The organism is Lamprocystis purpurea DSM 4197 (genome assembly GCF_000379525.1).
Lineage (GTDB): Bacteria > Pseudomonadota > Gammaproteobacteria > Chromatiales > Chromatiaceae > Thiodictyon > Thiodictyon purpureum.
Genome location: NZ_KB902486.1, coordinates 1 through 16,458, shown reverse-complemented (window position 1 = coordinate 16,458; position 16,458 = coordinate 1). Strand labels below are relative to the sequence as shown.

The window sequence follows — 16,458 nt, the reverse complement described above, 5'->3', positions numbered from 1 at the left end:
GACAGACCCTGGGTGTAGGGGCGGGTTTGAAACTCGCCCTTACGTCCGGTCATCACGTCCGACGGCTCTACATTGTGCAAGGATCGCCGCCCGCAGCGTCGCGGAGTCAAGGGGTTTTCGCAGGATGAGCGGCGGTTTGTCCCCGGTGTGCGCGTCGCCCAGGGCCGGCTCCTGACCGGTCATCAGGATGACCGGGAGCTCGGGCCGCTCCCGCGCCAGCCGCTGCTGAAGGCGGATGCCGTCCAGTACCGGCATGGCAATGTCGGAGAGCACCAGATCGAAGGCGCCGTCGTGTTTGAGGAGATCGGAACACGCCTGTCCATGCTCGGCCAGGACCAGGCTGGCGCCCTCCAGGGTCAGGAGTCGGGCGAGCGCTTCGCGCACCTGCGGATCATCGTCGACCACCAACACCCGCAAACCGTCAAGCGGTGGGGGCCTGGGGCGGTCCGCCGGGCCGGGGCCGGCGGCCGGGCGCATCCAGTCCTTCCGGGGCTCGGCGCCGCCGGCCTCGCGGGGCAACAGCAGCCGGAAGCAGGTGCCGCTATGCAGCGTCGACTGGACTGCCAGTCCAGCACCGGAGCGGACGATGAATTCCTGCACCATGAAGAGCCCGAGGCCGTGGCCGCGTCGCGCGGCCTTGGTGGAGAACAGGGGATCGAAGATCCGCGGGAGGATGGCGGGAGCGATGCCGCTGCCGGTGTCGCTGACACTGAGATCCACACAGTCCATGGGAGCCAGGTGTCCGACCGCGAGCGGGGTGTCGTCGTTCCACTGTTGGGGACTCGCCTGAATGGATAAGCTGCCGCCGTCGGTCATGGCGTCGCGCGCATTGAGCACCAGATTGAGCAGCGCCGACTGGAGAAAGGCGCCGTTGCTCCAGGCGGTGAGTCCGGGTGCCACGGTGACCCGCAGCGCGATGCCGGACGGCAGGATGTGGTGCAGGATGCGCTCCAGTTCGGCGATGGTCTCCTCCAGGTCGACGACCTCCAAGGGCACGCGGCCGCCGCGGCTCAAGGCGAGGATGCCGGAGGTGACGACCTTGGCGTGTCCCAGCGCGCTTTGGGTCTCTTCCAGGACTTGGTGGACCTCCGCGTCGGGCGGGCACTGGTTGCTGAGACAACTGTCGAGATAGTAGATGTTGGCGCCGATCACGCCCAGCAGGTTGTTGAAGTCGTGAGCCACGCCGCTGGCCAGGTGGCCGATGGCCTCGCGCTCCCGGGCCTCCATCAGGTCGCGCTGGATCTGCTCCTGACGCTGCACCGAGGCGATGCGCTGGGCGATCAGACGGATGATCTGGCGCTCCGGTTCGTCCAATTGCGAGCGTGGCTGAAACCCCCAGAGTGCGAGTGTCAGGGTCGCGTGGGATCCGTCCGGGTGGGTGCCGTCGAAGGCGATGAGGATACTGCAGTTGAAACCCGCCATGGTCGCGGCGGGCGGCAGCCGCGTCGGCGATACGAGGCGGGGGTTGCCCCGTTCCGCCAGCGTCTCCGCCAGCAGCGCGCGGCTGAGATCGGGGATGGCACCGGTCGGCGCGTCGTCGCGCACCGTGGTCAGCGTCAGGTGTCCGTGCGTCTCGTCGATGATCCCCAGGACCGCCGCGGCCATCCCCAACGCCTGGCAACCCAGGCGCAGCAGGGCGCGGACCTGTTCCGGTGCCGGGTGCGGCAGGCTGATCAGGTCAACCAGTTGTTCGAGTTGCGCGGCATAGCGCGTCATCGCGTCTTCCAGAACCTGCTGACGTTCAGTGGCGGCGTGCAGCTCGGTGATGTCCTCGACCATTCCCAGCGGCAGGGGCGGTTCGCCGGGGCGGGTCGGCAGCAGGCCCACGCGCAGGTCGCCCCAGACCGTGCGGCCGTCCGCGTGCAGGTAGCGTTTGGTCATGCGGTACCCGGTCTGGCGGCCGGCGATCAGTGCGTCGAATGCCGTGACATCCAGGTCGCGGTCGTCCGGGTGAGTCAGGTCATCGAAGCGCATGCCGATCAAGTCCTCCGCGGTGCGCCCGAGGAAGGCTGCCAGGGCGCGGTTGCTGAGCGTGGTCCGCCGGTCCGGTCCGACCAGGGCCATGCCGATCGGCGCATTCTCGAAGACCGCGGCGAGCCGGCCCTCGCTTTCCTTGATGCGCTCCTGCGCCAGATAGCGCTCGGTAATGTCGGCATCCATCCCGCGGTAACCCAGCAGGCTGCCGTCGTCGGCCAGGAGCGGGGTGCCGTTGGTCAAGAACCAGACCCGGCTGCCATCGCGGGTCAGGCAGCAGTTGACGAAGTCTTTGAAGGGCGCCTGCTGAGCGAAGACCTCCAGGGCGGCGGCTTTGATCGCCGCCTGATCCTCCGGGGCAAACAGCGCGTAATAGAAGGTTCCCACCAGTTCCGCCGGCTGATAGCCCAGCACCGCTTCGCACACCGGGCTGACATAGGTGAAGCGTCCCTCGGCATCCACCTCCCAGGCGACGGCGCGGCTTTGACGAGCCAGTTCATCATAGCGGGTGTTGCTCGCGCGCAGTTCCGCGGTCGCGCGCGACCGCTCCATGGCCCCGGCCAGGATGCTGGCGAAGACCTGCAGGAAGTGTACCTCCACCTCGGACCAGTCCCGCGGGTTGCGCACCGCATCGAAGCCGATACAGCCCAACAGAGTCTCTTCGACGATGAGTGGCACCACGAGGAGCGACTGGATCTCTTGGGCGCGGAACAGCGCTTGTTCACTGGACCAGGTGGCGGGCAGGTCCGCCACCCGGGGGACCACGACAGCCGCTCCGGCCCGCAGTTGGATCATGAGGGCCGGCAGCGCGGTCAGTGGAATCGCCTGACTGTGCGCAATCATCGGGGCGATGCCCGCGGCCGTCCATTCGATGGTGTTGCTGAGGGTGTCCGCCGCCGCGTCGAGGCGGAAACAATAGCTGCGATCGGCCTGGCTGAAACGGCCGATGCGTGCGATCGCCCGCTCGGTCAGCGCGAGGATCGCCTGGTCGGGTACCTTGACGAACTCGGCGGCGAGGGCCAGCAACTCGCCCACCATGGATTCACGCTGGCGCACGGCCAACTCGGCCAGTTTACGGGCCGTGATGTCCTGGTGGATGCCGGACATGCGTCGCGGCGCGCCCGCGGCATCCCGTTCCATCACCCGGCCCTGATCGAGCACCCATACCCAGTGCCCGTCCTTGTGGCGCATGCGCAGCTCGCATTCGTAGTTGTCCAGCTCGCCCTTGAAGTGCCGGTCGAGCAGTGCCGCGCTGCGCTTGAGATCCTCCGGGTGAGCGAGGGAGCTCCAGGTCTCAATGCTGGTGGGGGCGAGTTCGTCCAGGCGGTAGCCGGCGATCTCGGCCCAGCGCGCGTTGAACACCGTGACGCCGGTCTGTATCTCCCACTCCCAGGTACCCACCCGGGTGCCGTCGATGATGCTCGACAGGCGCCGCTGCTGATCGGCCAGCGCCAGCGCGGCCGTTTCTTGTTCAGTAATGTCCTGGATGGTTCCGTGTGATTGGAGCGGCCGGCCGTCCGGGGCAAAGTCGGACTCGCAGCGGTCGTGCACCCATTTGATCCGTCCGTTTGGCAGCAGCAGCCGGTGAGTGATGTCATAGGGGGTGCGTTTGGCCAGGGAGGTCCAGTAAGCGCGTTCGACCATAGGTCGGTCGTCGGGATGAATGGCGGCCAGCAGCGCCGGGTAGTCGGGGGTGAAGTTCTCGGGTGCTTGCTCGAAGATGCGAAACACCTCGGGCGACCAGGACAGCTCACCGGCGGCGATGTCCAGCTCCCATGACCCCAGTTTGGCGATCTCCTGGGCTTTGAGCAGTGCGGTGCGGGTTTGCTCCACGGCGCGGCGGGCCTGATACTCCGGTGTCACGTCGGTGAAAAAGGCAATCAGGGTCGCGTCGTTACCGATCCGCGACAGACCGGGAGAGAGCTTGCAGTAAAAGAGGCTACCGTCGCGGCGGCGGCAGGGCAGGTCGAGTGCGGGCGCCAGATCGGCACTGGCGATCCGCGTGTATTCGGACCGAACCAGGGGCAAGGACGCGATCGGGTGCAGGTCTTCCATGCTCAGACACTGGTCTTCCCATTCGGCCGCGCTATAGCCGAAGAGACGCAACATGGAGCCGCTGCACCACAGCAGACGCCAGGTCAAGGGGTCCGCCTCCACGATGCCGTGCGGTGAGGACTCGAGGATGGCCGTGAGGCGATGTTCCGTCTGCTTGAGCCGGGTGATGTCCGAGAACGTGGTGAATACCCGATAGGGCCTGGTCTCGCCGGGCTTGCTCTCGGGGCGGGCGTGGACCAGCAGCCAGGTGGTGTCATCACTCAACCGCGGGCCGGTCGCCAATGGATTGAAGACACCCATCACGGTTTCGCCCGGGTCCGTGCCGGTGCGCAGGGCGATCATGGCCGGGTGCTCCTCGCCGGGGAAGGGGAGACCGTCCTCCCGCACGGCACGCCAGTGCGGGTCAGTCGAATCCAGCCCCTGGAGCTGGGCCAACGAGAGGCCGAGCATCCGCTCGGCCGCCGGATTGGCGTCGGTGATGGCCCCGTTGGCGTCTTGGTAAACCACCCCCTCGGCCATGGTTTCGAACAGGGTGCGGAAGCGCTGCTCGCTCTCGCGCAGGGCCTGTTCCGCGGCTTTGCGGTCGGTGATGTCGCGGCCCACGCCGACGATACCGATGACTTGGCCCTGGGCGTCGAGCAGGGCTTGATCCGACCATTGGAGCCAGCGCCATCCCGCGGCGGTCTGCGCGCGCTGCTCGACGGTGCATCGAAAGGGTGGACTGAACAGACTTGCGACCGCCCGGGTGGTGTCCGCCTGGTCGTCCGGGTGGACCAGCGGCAGATAGCATTGGCCGATCAGGTCGGCTTCGTGACGGCCGAAGGTACGGCAGTAGGACGGACTGACATACTCGAACCGCCCCTCCAGGTCGACGCGGACGATCAGGTCTTCGAGATTGTCGACCACCAGGCGGTAGCGTTCGCCCTGTTCGGAGAGAATCCTGACCAGCACTTCACGCCGATCCCGCTCTTCCCGCAGCGTCTGAAAGCCGGCGGCCAGGGAGCTGGCCATCTCCGCGACGGCCTGTGTCAACTGACGGGTCTCGATCAGCAGCCCGAGAGGCGGCGGCTCCCAGGGCTGGTCATCGCCGATGGCGGTCGGCAAGGCCCGGGTACGCTCCGCGAGCCGCCGCAAGGGCGTCACGATGCGTCCGCTCAGCCAGTAGGCCGTGGCCACCCCCAGCAGGGCGAGGGTCAGCAGCACCGCGAGCAGGTGCGTCACGCGCCGTTGCACCTGATGGATCAGGGGCGCAGCGCTGAACTCAAAGACCAGCCGTTGGTCGGCGCCCGGCGCGGTGGTCACGGGGAGGTCCATGCGGTAGCGTGCCTGGCTCCACAGTGCCATGCGCGAGGCCGCGCGGGCCTCGGGCAACACAAGAAAGAGTCCGGGCGCCGCGGTGGGAATGCGCTGTCCCGGTTGGGGCCGTTTGCCGCTGGTTGGGGCCGCGGCGGGCAGGGCGGGTCCGGACTCCAGGCGCACCTGGGGGTCGGCTGCCGCGGGCAGCAGTGCGGTCAGGTGTTCGCCGAGCCGCTTTAGCGGGGTCGGCAGACCGGCGGCGTCGCTGCTGCCGGCCGCGCGATCCGCGGCCAGTTGATCGAGTGTGATTTGACCCGCGAGCTTCAGATGCTGCGCGTGTTCGATCTCGAGGCGCTCTTTGATGCCGAGATTCTCCCAGGCGGTGATCAGGAGGGTGGGCCCCAGCATGCCGGCCAGCAGGACACCGAACAGGACCTCGGCGAGCGGCAGGCCGGGCCGGTGGCGCCCGAGGTGCACTGTCCCCACCAGGATCAGACCGGCGATGGCGGCGTTGAGAATGCCGTTGAGTGCTTGCTTGAAGGCAATCAGGAGGGTCGCGGTCCAGCCCAGTCCGAGTCCGAAGCGATAACACAACACCACCAGCGGGATGCCGATCAGCAGCCAGTACAGGGTTGCCGAGACCGCCAGCGGCGGCGGAGTCCGCCCGCATCGGCGCGCCCGCTCCCGGTGCCAGCCGATCGCCGCGGCCTCGGCGACCAGGATGATCAACGCGTAAGGATGATCCCACAGCAGCCAGGTATAGGCGCCTCCGGCCAGGGCCACGGCCAGCCCGGGGCCGGTGCCCAGCCAGGCCAGGGCCAACAAGACCGCGATGGAGCCGAACAGGATGTCGACGCCGAAAAACAAGGGCAAACTGAAATAGTTGCCGGCGATGGCCGCCGCGGCCAGCGCCGGCGTGAGCAGTTGACGGCGGCCGGCCGCGGCCGACACCTGTCGCCAGGCGGCATCGATGCGGTTAGCCATCGCGTACACAGCTTCTTGGGCCGGGGTGCAGGCGATGGTGTTGAAAGCCCTGGGTCACGATCGGCCTCATGCGGCTGGTGGTGTTGGCCCGCGGAACACGCCGGTTCAGGCCGCCTGGTCGGCGGCGCCGCGTGCGGCACCCTGGGTCTGCACGAACTCAAGGATATTCATCGGCCGCCCGAACAGGTAGCCTTGGAGCAGGTCGGCACCGTGCTCGATCAAGACGCGCCGTTGCGCCTCGGTTTCCACGCCCTCGGCGACCACTTTGAGACCGAGACCGTGTCCGAGGGCGATGATGGCGATCAGCATCTTCATGGCCTTGGCCGAGTCGAACATCTCGGCGACGAACGACAGGTCGACCTTGAGGGTATCGAAGGGGAGTTCGGTGAGCGCCCGGATGGAGGAATAGCCGGTGCCGAAATCGTCGACGGCCAGGGAAGCGCCGAGCAAACTGACTTGAGCAGCCAGTTCCCGCACCGGCTGGGAGTCGGCGATCCGCGCGGTCTCGGTCAATTCCACGCGCACATGGCAACGGCCGGCCAAGCCTTCGATCAAGCTCCGGACGAGGGCGATCGTCGGCTGCTGCTCCAGTGTCGCGGCGGAGAGATTGACGGCCAGGAACTCGAGGTGCAAGGGCTCGAGCTGACTCGCCAAGGTGATGATGCGGGTGAACAGGGCCGCGGTGAGCGGCAGGATCAGACCGGCGGCTTCCGCCAGCGGAATGAACGCCGGGGCGCCGAGGATCTGTCCGGAGGGCAGGCGGAGTCTGGCCAGGACTTCGGCGCCGCGTAACTGCCGGTCGGCGGCGGAGACGATCGGTTGGAAATACGGCTCGATGCGGCCCTCCCGGATGTAGCGATCGAGCTCGTCCGACGTCAGGTGCGGTGCCGCGGCGGGCCGGATGAGCCGGGGCTGCGCGCTGCCGCTGCGCTCGGCCAGCAGGGGCGGCAGGTCTCTGACGAGTTGCCCCTTGCTGACCGCCCCCAGCACCAGGATACCGCTCGCCGTGGCGATGCGTCGTGCGGTGTCGAGCAGGTCGTCTCCCTGACCCGAGAGCAGGACGATGGGCACCTGGACCTGAGCTTCGGCGAGCCAGGCGATGATATCGATGCCGCTTTCCTGGCCCAGCGACAGGTCCAGCAGCACGAGATCGGGCGCTTGACGCTTGATCTGTGCTTTGAAGGTTGCGCTGGCGGTATGAAACTGAACCTCGTGGCCCAACTGCCGCGCGAAACGGCGTAGCGCGGGTTCCATGCGGGGATCATCGTCGAGGCAGATGAGTTTCATGGTGGATTGTGGACTTGCCTGAATGACGCGAGCGGCAGGTCGCTGCTGAGGCTGCCGGGCCGGCCGTCGCGGCGCTGACTAAGCGGGTTCACGCCGCTGCCTCAGTGCGGTCGCCGAGGGTGCCGACGCGGCGACGTTGGTGGGGTTCGGGCAGGTGTCGGCGCGCATGGGATAGGACGGGTACCCCTGCCGGGATCGGTTCCAATCGCGGTTGGCGCGGAGCGGGGAGCGTAGCGCGCAGGCCAGTGCGGCGAAGAGGGCGATCGGATCGAGCGGCTTCGCGAAGAGGAAATCGGCTTTGAGCCGGTCACGCAACGGGCCGCAGTCGAGGCCGCCGCCAATGCCGAGCGCGCCCGAAACGCCGATGATGAGGGTGTTGGGGCAGCGTTGTCGGGTGAGTGCGGCGAGTTGGAAGCCGTCCAGACCGGGCATGAAGACGTCGGTGATCAGGACGTCAGGGGGCGCCGCCGTCATGGCCGCAAGCGCCGCCCGCGGGTCCTGGAAAGTGCGGCCATCCAGGTGCATATCGCCCAATGCCTCGCGGATTTGTTGCAGCGATGCCGCCTGGTCGTCGACGGCGACGATGTGCGGGCGATTGATAGTGATCTTATCGTTATGATTCATAATGAGATTTCCCTTGCGTCGGTGCGTCTTGGAACAGCGGACGTTGACCCGCTGACCGCGGGTTTGCGACATAAGGATAGTGTCGGATCTCGGCAGTCATGGTAAAGACGTGTAAAGATGCGAGCCGGCGAACCGCTTTTTTCAGGTTGACAGGATCTCGGTCTATCCTGAACAGTGTCGGGCTTCAGCGGATAGGAAGGGAGAACGACGCCGGGTTAGACCATGACAGACGCACCGCGAATCATTATTGTCGAGGACAACATCCCCTTCGCCAGAGCCGTGGCTCGCGGTCTGGAGCACGATGGCTATGTGACGGCGCTGGCGCCCAGCGGCGCCGAGTTGCGTCGCCTCTACCGCAGCCAGGGTGCCGATCTGGTCCTGCTTGATCTCGGCCTGAGCGGCGAGGACGGCATCGACCTGGCGGTTGAGTTGACCCGCACCACCCCGGTGGCGGTCATCATCATGACCGGACGCGACGAGATCGAGGACCGCATCCGCGGGCTGGACGCGGGGGCTGACGACTATGTGACCAAACCCTTTGCGCAGGGCGAACTGAACGCCCGCATCCGCGCCGTCCTGCGGCGTCGGCAACCCCTGCTGACCCAGGAAACGACGCTGCGCTACGGACCCGTGCAGCTCGATGCGAGCGCCCGCCAGGTGCGTTGCGAGGGGGTGGCTGACGCCGTTGAACTGACCGAGAGGGAGACCTTGATGCTCGAGCAGTTGATGCGCGCCGGGGGCCGGCCGGTCGGGCGGGGCGCCTTGGTGCAGCGTGCCAACTGGGACCCGGCTGACCGCGCTGCCGATGTGCACATCGGTCATATCAGGCGCAAGCTCAGTGAGGCCGGCATCGACGCCGTGACGATCTGGGCGGTCCGTGGCCGCGGTTACCGCTTGACATTGCGTGGGGAGTCCGACGAGAAGGAAGCGGCCGAGGGTCTTGATCGTTCCGATCGGCCGTGATCGCTCCGCGCCGCCGCTGGTGGACTGCGCTGCGCTTGTCCATCCTAGCAGCCTGTCGGACTTTAGGCGATTTCCGAATAAGANGCTATCAAGAATCAAGCTCCGTAGGAGCCCGCTTGCGGGCGACGTGACCTGCCGGAATCGCGTCATTGTGCCCCACCCGTCGCCCGCAAGCGGGCTCCTACGGGTTGGATGCGTCATTGTGCCCCCCCCGTCGCCCGCAAGCGGGCTCCTACGGGTTGGATGTGTCATTGTGCCCCCACCCGTCGCCCGCAAGCGGGCTCCTACGGGTTGGATTTTTCGCGGAAATCACCTGACGTTAGATTGTGGAGCAACAAAAAGCCTTTATGTTGACTCATACCCTAATCCTAGGGGCTAAGTCCGAACAGGCTGCTAGGATGCTGGAGTCCAAGGCTGAGGCCTTGGACTCCGAAGGTGCATCTCAAGGACCGCGAAACGACGCGGGACGAGAGCGTCGTCGCGGGTATCGTACAGGAGCATCAGCTACCCCGGACGATGCATATCCTCCGTGGGAGCGGCGTCCCGCCGCGATGCGGTGCCGCGGTGACCCCGAACATTGCGGGTACGCGCCCGGCCCGTCGCGGCGGGACGCCGCTCCCACGGGGTCGCTGCGCGACTTTCAGTCAGTCGAAGATCCGTGTCGGGTCGGTCACCCGCGCGGCGGCGATCAGCCAGGTCTTGAGCTGGTCCAGGTCGCGACTGGCCTGGATGCGCTCGCTGACCGCGGCGCTCGGCTCCAGGCCCCGCGCGGCGAGGAGGGCGATAATGGCGTTCGCCAGGCCCGCGCGGCCTTCCTCCCGTCCCTCGTCCCGCACCGCCTCCAGGTCCGTGTAGCCGGCCCGTTGCAGCAGATTGCGGAGCGTCGCCTGCTCCGCCACCGCGTGCTCGAAGAGCGCTTCCACCGGCACCGGGTTGCGCAGGACGCCGGGCGCGGTGAGTGACTCGCCCAGGGTCGCCACCCGCATGGGTTCGCCGGGGCGGTGGACCTCGACCCGGCGCGGACCCAGGAGCCGCACCACCCAAACAGCGCGGCTCCCGCCGCGCAACAGTTCGCCGATTTTGGTCTGCAGATCGGCCTCATCCTGGCCGACACTCGCATATTCCACTGCCAGCAGCGGCACGCCCGGAATCCATCCGCGTCCGCTCGGCGGCGCGGCAACGGCCACGTCCGGTGCCCGCAGGGTGCCGGGCTCCGGCGAGAACCCGGCATCGACTCCCACCCATTCCACGTCCGGGTCGCTGGCGATTACCGCCGCCCCGGTGAGGCTGCGGCTGGCGTGGTCCGGCCCGGCGGGGGCGCAATAAATGGGGTGGCCGTTCGATAGCTCGTAACGGTCGCCATCATGCAACTGATCCGCCCGGAAGGGGCCGGAGCCGGATTGGTGTTGGGACTGACCCATGGCGATTGGCCTCGCGCGTTGGTATACCCGGATTCTAGCAGCCTGTCGGACTTAGCCCCTAGGATTAGGGTACGAGTCAACATAAAGGTTTTTTTGTTGCTCCACAATCTAACGTAAGGTGATTTCCGCGAAAAATCCAACCCGTAGGAGCCCGCTTGCGGGCGACGGGTGGGGCACAATGACGCGATTCCGGCAGGTCACGTCGCCCGCAAGCGGGCTCCTACGGAGCTTGATTCTTGATAGCGTCTTATTCGGAAATCGCCTAAAGTCCGACAGGCGGCTAGGGGCGGGTTTCAAACCCGCCCCTACACGCGTATCTGTTAGATATCCGTTATGATGGCGATATCTCAGGCACTGATCCCCGAATGCCGCAACAGCGCATCCGTGGTCGGCGGGCGGCCGCGGAAGTCGACATAGAGGTCCATGGCGTCGCGGGACCCGCCTTTTTCCAGAATGTTTTCGCGGAAGGCGCGGCCGGTGGCGGCATCGAAGACACCGCGCTCTTCGAACAGCGAGAAGGCATCGGCGGACAGGACTTCGGCCCACTTGTAGCTGTAATAGCCGGCGGCATAGCCCCCGGCGAAGACGTGCGAGAAGCCGTGGGCGAAGCGGTTGAAGGCCGGCGGCCGAACCACGGCGACCTGATCGCGAACATCTTCCAGGATCTCGTAGATGCGTCCGCCGCGGGCCGGGTCGTACTCCAGATGGATACGAAAATCGAACAGTGCGAATTCGAGCTGCCGCATCATCTGCATGCCCGATTGGAAATTCTTGGCCGCCGTCATGCGTTCGTAGAGTTCCGGCGGGAGCGGCGCCCCGGTCTCCCAGTGGGCGGCGAAAAGGTCCAGGGGGGCGCGCTCCCAGCACCAGTTCTCCATGAACTGGCTGGGCAGTTCTACCGCGTCCCAAGCGACCCCATTGATGCCGGCGACCGCCGGATAGTCCACGCGGGTCAGCAGGTGGTGCAGGCCGTGGCCGAACTCGTGGAACAGGGTCTCTACCTCGTTGTGGGTGAGCAGCGAGGGCTTGGCGCCGACCGGCGGGCTGAAGTTGCAGACCAGATAGGCGACCGGGATCTGGTCGTAGCGCGCGGTGTGCAGCCGGTTGGTACAGACATCCATCCAGGCGCCGCCGCGCTTGTTAGGGCGGGCGAAGGCGTCGAGATAGAACTGGCCGCGCAACTGGCGGGTCTCCTGATCCCGGATTTCGAAGAAGCGCACATCCGGGTGATAGGTCTCGAAGGTCTGGGACTCTTCGATGCGCACGCCGAAGAGCCGCTGCGCGACCTCGAACAGCCCGGTGAGCACGCGCGACACCGGAAAGTAGGGCCGCAGCTCTTCCTGGCTGATCTGGTAGCGGTGCAGACGCAGTTTCTCGCCATAGTAGGTCAGGTCCCAGGGCTCCAGGGAGTCCATGCCATGGTGTTCGCGGGCGAACGCCTGGACTTCGGCCAGTTCCTGACGGGCCTGGGCGAGCGAGCGGTCGGCCAGATCGTTCAGGAAGGCCAGCACCGCGTCCGGGGAGGGCGCCATCTTGGTGGCGAGCGAACGTTCCGCGTAATTGGCGAAACCCAGCAGTTGGGCCAGCTCGTGGCGCAACGCCAGAATCCGTTCCATGGCCGCGCCGTTGTCCCACTGACCGGCGTGCGGTCCCTGGTCGGAGGCGCGGGTGCTGTAGGCTTGGTAGACCTCGAAGCGCAGGTCCCGATTGTCGGCATAGGTCAGCACCGGGATATAGGAGGGCATATCCAGCGTCAGCAGCCAGCCCTCCTGATCGCGCTGCTGGGCATTCTGCCGGGCCAGACCCAGCGCCGATTCAGGCAGGCCGGCCAACTGTGCCGGATCGGTGATCAGCTTGGTCCAGGCATTGGTGGCGTCGAGCAGGTTCTCGGAATACTTGCTGGTGAGCTGGGACAGTTCCTGGCTGATGGCCTTGTAACGGGCCTTCTTGTCCGCGGGCAGGTCGACACCCGACAGATGGAAATCGCGCAGCGCGTTCTCCACCAGCTTGCGCTGGGTGGAGTCGAGATGCTCCTGTGCCGCCACCGCCTGGTAGCCGCGGAACAGGTCCTCGTTCTGGCCGACCTCGGTGCCATAGTCGCTGAGTTTGGGCAGACAAGCGTTGTACGCGGCGCGCAGGGCGTCGCTGTTCATGACCCCGTTCAGGTGGCCGATGGGTGACCAGGTGCGGCTGAGCGTATCGTCCATCTCCTCCAGGGCCTCGACGAAATTCTCCCAGGTGGGGACCGGCACCGCGCTGGTCAGGCGGGCGATCTCAGTGCGGCAGGCCGCGAGCCGGGCATCGAGCGCGGGCTCGACATGTTCCGGCAGGATGCGGGCGAACGCGGGGAGACCAACGTGATCGAGGAGCGGATTGGACATGGTTCATCCTGTGACAGGTGCAATTGAAACGAGGGGGAGCAAGCCGCCTCCCGGTCGCCCTGGGATGGCGGCGGCGGGCGTGGTCTTCAAGCGCGCGGGGCGCGAGAGGCAAGGCCCCCGGCGGGATGACGTGCCTTCGATGGTCGTGACCTCGGAGCGCATGAAATCGTGTTGATTGGCGCGCCGCTGCCTGGCTAGGCCGCCCACTTTCTGTGGTTGATGGCGAGATCGAGCGTGAGATCAAAGACCTGGTCGCGCTTCTGCGTGAAGAGGTCCTTGTCGTAACCCGGCTCGGGAAGATGCAGGTCGAGAACCTTGCCGACCTCGTCGCGGACCGCCAAGCGGGTCTGGCTGTCTTTGAACCAGTCTTGGACGAGCACCCTGGGGGATTCTGCGGTCAGGCGTTTGAGCAGCGCCTTGGCCGCGAGGCGAACCCGCTGCTCTTCGTCCTTGGTCATGGTGTCCTTGCGCAGGAGGTCGTAAATCTCGAGTTCGTCTTCGGTGAGCCCCGTCCGCACGTGCCGCTCCTCTTCCTCCCGCAATGCCTGAGTAAATCGCAACAACGCGGCATAGTCTGCATCGGCTGAGGTGCTCCCCGCGTTGTAAGTGTCGATGATCGCCTGCAGGCGTTCCGCAAAGTCCCGCCTGGTGCGGTTCTGCTTGAGCATGTCGCTGAGCTTCTTTTCGAGGAAGGCCCGCAAATCGGCGATCTCGATATTCTTGCAGGCGGTCATCTTGAAGTCCTCCCTGAGCTTGTCGAAGTCGATCGTACTGAGGTCCCAGGATTTGCCCTGCTGCGCAATCCTGAAGACAGTTCCGGACTCCTTGGCGGTCGCAAAGCCAGTGTCGTCGACGACGAGACTCTCGTCGAGCAGTTCGCCGATCCGCCGGATGGCGGACTCGACATCCTGTTGCTGGATGATGCTGTCGACGATCCCCCGCAGGTATTGAAAGACGGCAACGGTGCGCACCACCGGCCGGCCGAGAACCTCCGGCTTCGCGGCTTCGTAGAGACCGGTGATGGTGTTTTCGTAGACGCTGAAGCTCTTGCGATATTCGTCTTTATACAGCAGCGCGTTGGCCCAACCCTCGAAGAGCCCGAGTTTCTGGAAGATATCGCGGCCTTCAAGTGCCTGATCGATCGGGATATTGATGGATGCGCAGAAGGCGCGGCCTTGATCGATGGCCTCTGCGAGTAGCCGGAAGATCTCGGACTTGTCTTTGACCGACGCCTCACCGGCGCTTTGATCACCCTCGCCATAGTCCTTGAGCGCCTTCTTCAGCCGTCCGAAGACCCCGTAGTAGTCGACCACTTCGCCGTTCTTCTTCTCGACACCGCCGATCTTATACGCGCACACCCGATTGGCGCGAGCGATGGTCTGCATCAGGGTGTGATCCTTTTGCGGCTTATCGAGATAGAGCGTCGAGACCGTGGGCGCATCGAAGCCGGTGAGCCACATGGCGCAGACGAAGACGAGCTGCAGCGGATCATCCGGGTCCTTGAAGCGGTATTCGAGATCGTGGCCGTTCTCGTCGACCTGATCCATCCGCTTGCGGTGCGGACGGATATCCAGACACTGCCGGTCGAATTTCTCCTCCTCACCGTTCTCCGCGCTGACCACCACGGCCATCTCGACCCGGCGCATGTACTCGACCATCCGCTTGAGCCGTGCCGCCAGCAGTTCGTCCGGTGTCTGCTTGATCCGGCCGCGCAGGGCCTTGATCTCGTCCTTCCACAGTCGCTGAACCTTGTCGTACAGCTTCACCGCGGTGAACTTATCCACGGCGATGACCATGCCCTTGCCGAGATAGCCCCGCCTGGGAAAATGGTAGACGATGTCCTTGGCGATGGTTTCGAGCCGGTCATCCCGTTTGATGACCTCCAGCTCGCTGGCGAATCGTTGTTCGAGCTTGGCCTGCGCGACTGAATCGAGGGTTTCTTCTTCCAGGATCGCGTAAAACTCCTCGCTCAGCGCGTCGTTCTGATTCTGCACCTCCGGCACGCGTTTGCTGTAGAACAGCGGCACGGTCGCGCCGTCATTCATCGACTGGCTGAAGTTGTATTCAGACACATAGTCGCCGAACCACGCATTGGTCTTGCGGGCGTTGCCGAGTAGCGGGGTGCCGGTGAAGGCGATGTATTGGGCCTTGGGCAGACCGACCCGCAGGTTCTCCGCGAGTGACTGGTATTGGGTCCGGTGGGCCTCGTCGACGATGACGATGATGTCATCACGGTCGGAAAGCAGCGGATAGGGCTTGCCCTTGGGCCAGCGGAACTTCTGGATCAGGGTGAAGACGAGTCGCTTGTTCTGGCCCAGGAAGGCGCGCAGTTGCTCGCTGTCCTTGGGCTGAGCGGTGTCCGCCTGGCGGACGGTGTCCGTGTTGAGAAAGGTGCGGTAAATCTGGCCGTCGAGATCATCGCGGTCGGTGATGATCAGGAAGCTGAAATTGCCCTGGCACTTACGCAGGATCTTCCGGACATAGAAGATCATCGAGAAGCTCTTGCCCGAGCCCTGGGTGTGCCAGAAGACACCGAGCCGGCCGCCGAATCCCGCGCGGCCGAGAAAGGTGTCGAACGCCTTGTTGACACCAATAAACTGGTGGTTCTGGGCGATGATCTTCTGGGTTTCTTTGTGGTACAGGATGAAATTTTCGATGTAATCGAGCAGTCGGTCCTTGGGGCAGAGACCGGCGAGGAACCGCTCGGCGCTGGTGCCTTGCGCCGCGATTTGCTCGCGCCTGATCTTCTCTTTCTCGTCCTCGGGGCGCAGCCAGTGGAAGAAGTGCTCCCACTCGGCGGTCAGGCTGCCGACACGGGTCTCGATGGCGTTTGAAAGGACACAGAGTGCATTGGTCAGGAAGAGTTGCGGGATCTCCGCCTTGTAGTTGGTCAGATTGTCGTCGTAGGCGCACCTGAGGTTGACGTTGGAGTTCTTCAGCTCGATAAAAACGAGCGGCAGTCCGTTGATATAGAGCAGGATATCCGGACGGCGGAAGCCCCGTTCGCCCAGAATCCAGAGCTGACTGACGGCGAGAAACTGGTTGGCGGTGGGGTTGTTGAAGTCGATGATCTTGACCCGCGCCTTGCGGGTGCGGCCGGTCGCGTCCTTGAATTCGACCTGCACCCCGTTGCGGATGAGGTCGTCCACCGCCCGGTTGGCGGCGATGGTGGAGTGCGCCTCACGCTTGTCGCACAACTGTTTGATGGCATCGTCGATGGCGGCTTCCGGGTATAGTGGACCCCATGTCCAGGACAGTTTTCCCCCGAATTTAAGTTGTCGTGCCGACGTTCATCGCAGCGGTTTGGCGCTGCCCCAGCCACCGCGGAGCGGTCGTTAAGACGGCATCCGCGCAGCGATTAAGAAAAGATCTGTTGCTGTTGCGCCGCAGGCGTTCTCAGCCAGCTCCGGCGGCCGTGCGGCGCAGTGTGGGCAAAGGGTGAATGAGTGTGGGCAAGGTGGGGGCAACGCGCC

The 16,458-nt window shown here is 65.3% G+C and carries 7 protein-coding genes; 1 reads left to right on the top strand and 6 read right to left on the bottom strand.

Annotated elements, in window-relative coordinates; genetic code table 11:
- Nucleotides 1-39: 39 nt before the first annotated feature.
- The 3 genes from A39O_RS0110965 to A39O_RS0110955 form a co-directional block, all read right to left on the bottom strand.
- Nucleotides 40-6,309, bottom strand: coding sequence for a PAS domain S-box protein (locus A39O_RS0110965; protein ID WP_020504703.1), 6,270 nt, complete (start codon nucleotides 6,307-6,309; stop codon nucleotides 40-42).
- 105 nt (nucleotides 6,310-6,414) lie between these two features.
- The gene (locus A39O_RS36490) at nucleotides 6,415-7,596 is read right to left on the bottom strand and encodes an EAL domain-containing response regulator (RefSeq protein ID WP_020504702.1); all 1,182 of its coding nucleotides are present in this window, start codon (nucleotides 7,594-7,596) and stop codon (nucleotides 6,415-6,417) included.
- Between the two features lie 78 nt (nucleotides 7,597-7,674).
- A complete protein-coding gene (locus A39O_RS0110955; protein WP_157639964.1) occupies nucleotides 7,675-8,220 on the bottom strand; it encodes a response regulator in 546 nt (181 codons plus the stop codon).
- 222 nt (nucleotides 8,221-8,442) lie between these two features.
- On the opposite strand from A39O_RS0110955, the gene A39O_RS33075 reads away from it, so the two are divergent.
- Nucleotides 8,443-9,183 (top strand): response regulator transcription factor, encoded by a 741-nt coding sequence (locus A39O_RS33075; RefSeq protein ID WP_020504700.1) that lies wholly within the window; start codon nucleotides 8,443-8,445, stop codon nucleotides 9,181-9,183.
- A 644-nt stretch (nucleotides 9,184-9,827) separates the two neighbouring features.
- Here A39O_RS33075 and A39O_RS0110945 read toward each other — a convergent pair.
- From A39O_RS0110945 to A39O_RS0110935, 3 genes are all read right to left on the bottom strand, one after another.
- Nucleotides 9,828-10,604 carry a Uma2 family endonuclease gene (locus tag A39O_RS0110945; protein ID WP_020504699.1) on the bottom strand — a complete coding sequence of 259 codons (777 nt, stop codon included), beginning with the start codon at nucleotides 10,602-10,604 and terminating at the stop codon, nucleotides 9,828-9,830.
- 347 nt (nucleotides 10,605-10,951) lie between these two features.
- Complete coding sequence (gene prlC, locus A39O_RS0110940) at nucleotides 10,952-12,985, bottom strand: oligopeptidase A (protein ID WP_020504698.1); 2,034 nt, start codon at nucleotides 12,983-12,985, stop codon at nucleotides 10,952-10,954.
- A gap of 194 nt (nucleotides 12,986-13,179) precedes the next feature.
- Nucleotides 13,180-16,191, bottom strand: a complete 3,012-nt coding sequence (locus tag A39O_RS0110935) for a type I restriction endonuclease subunit R (protein ID WP_281170072.1) — start codon at nucleotides 16,189-16,191, stop codon at nucleotides 13,180-13,182.
- Between the last annotated feature and the right edge of the window lie 267 nt (nucleotides 16,192-16,458).

What these genes read in the sequence shown, in the direction of transcription:
- A39O_RS0110965 (WP_020504703.1), bottom strand. Translation starts at nt 6,309, where the DNA reads ATGGCTAACCGCATCGATGCCGCCTGGCGACAGGTGTCGGCCGCGGCC.
- A39O_RS36490 (WP_020504702.1), bottom strand. Translation starts at nt 7,596, where the DNA reads ATGAAACTCATCTGCCTCGACGATGATCCCCGCATGGAACCCGCGCTA.
- A39O_RS0110955 (WP_157639964.1), bottom strand. Translation starts at nt 8,220, where the DNA reads ATGAATCATAACGATAAGATCACTATCAATCGCCCGCACATCGTCGCC.
- A39O_RS33075 (WP_020504700.1), top strand. Translation starts at nt 8,443, where the DNA reads ATGACAGACGCACCGCGAATCATTATTGTCGAGGACAACATCCCCTTC.
- A39O_RS0110945 (WP_020504699.1), bottom strand. Translation starts at nt 10,604, where the DNA reads ATGGGTCAGTCCCAACACCAATCCGGCTCCGGCCCCTTCCGGGCGGAT.
- prlC (WP_020504698.1), bottom strand. Translation starts at nt 12,985, where the DNA reads ATGTCCAATCCGCTCCTCGATCACGTTGGTCTCCCCGCGTTCGCCCGC.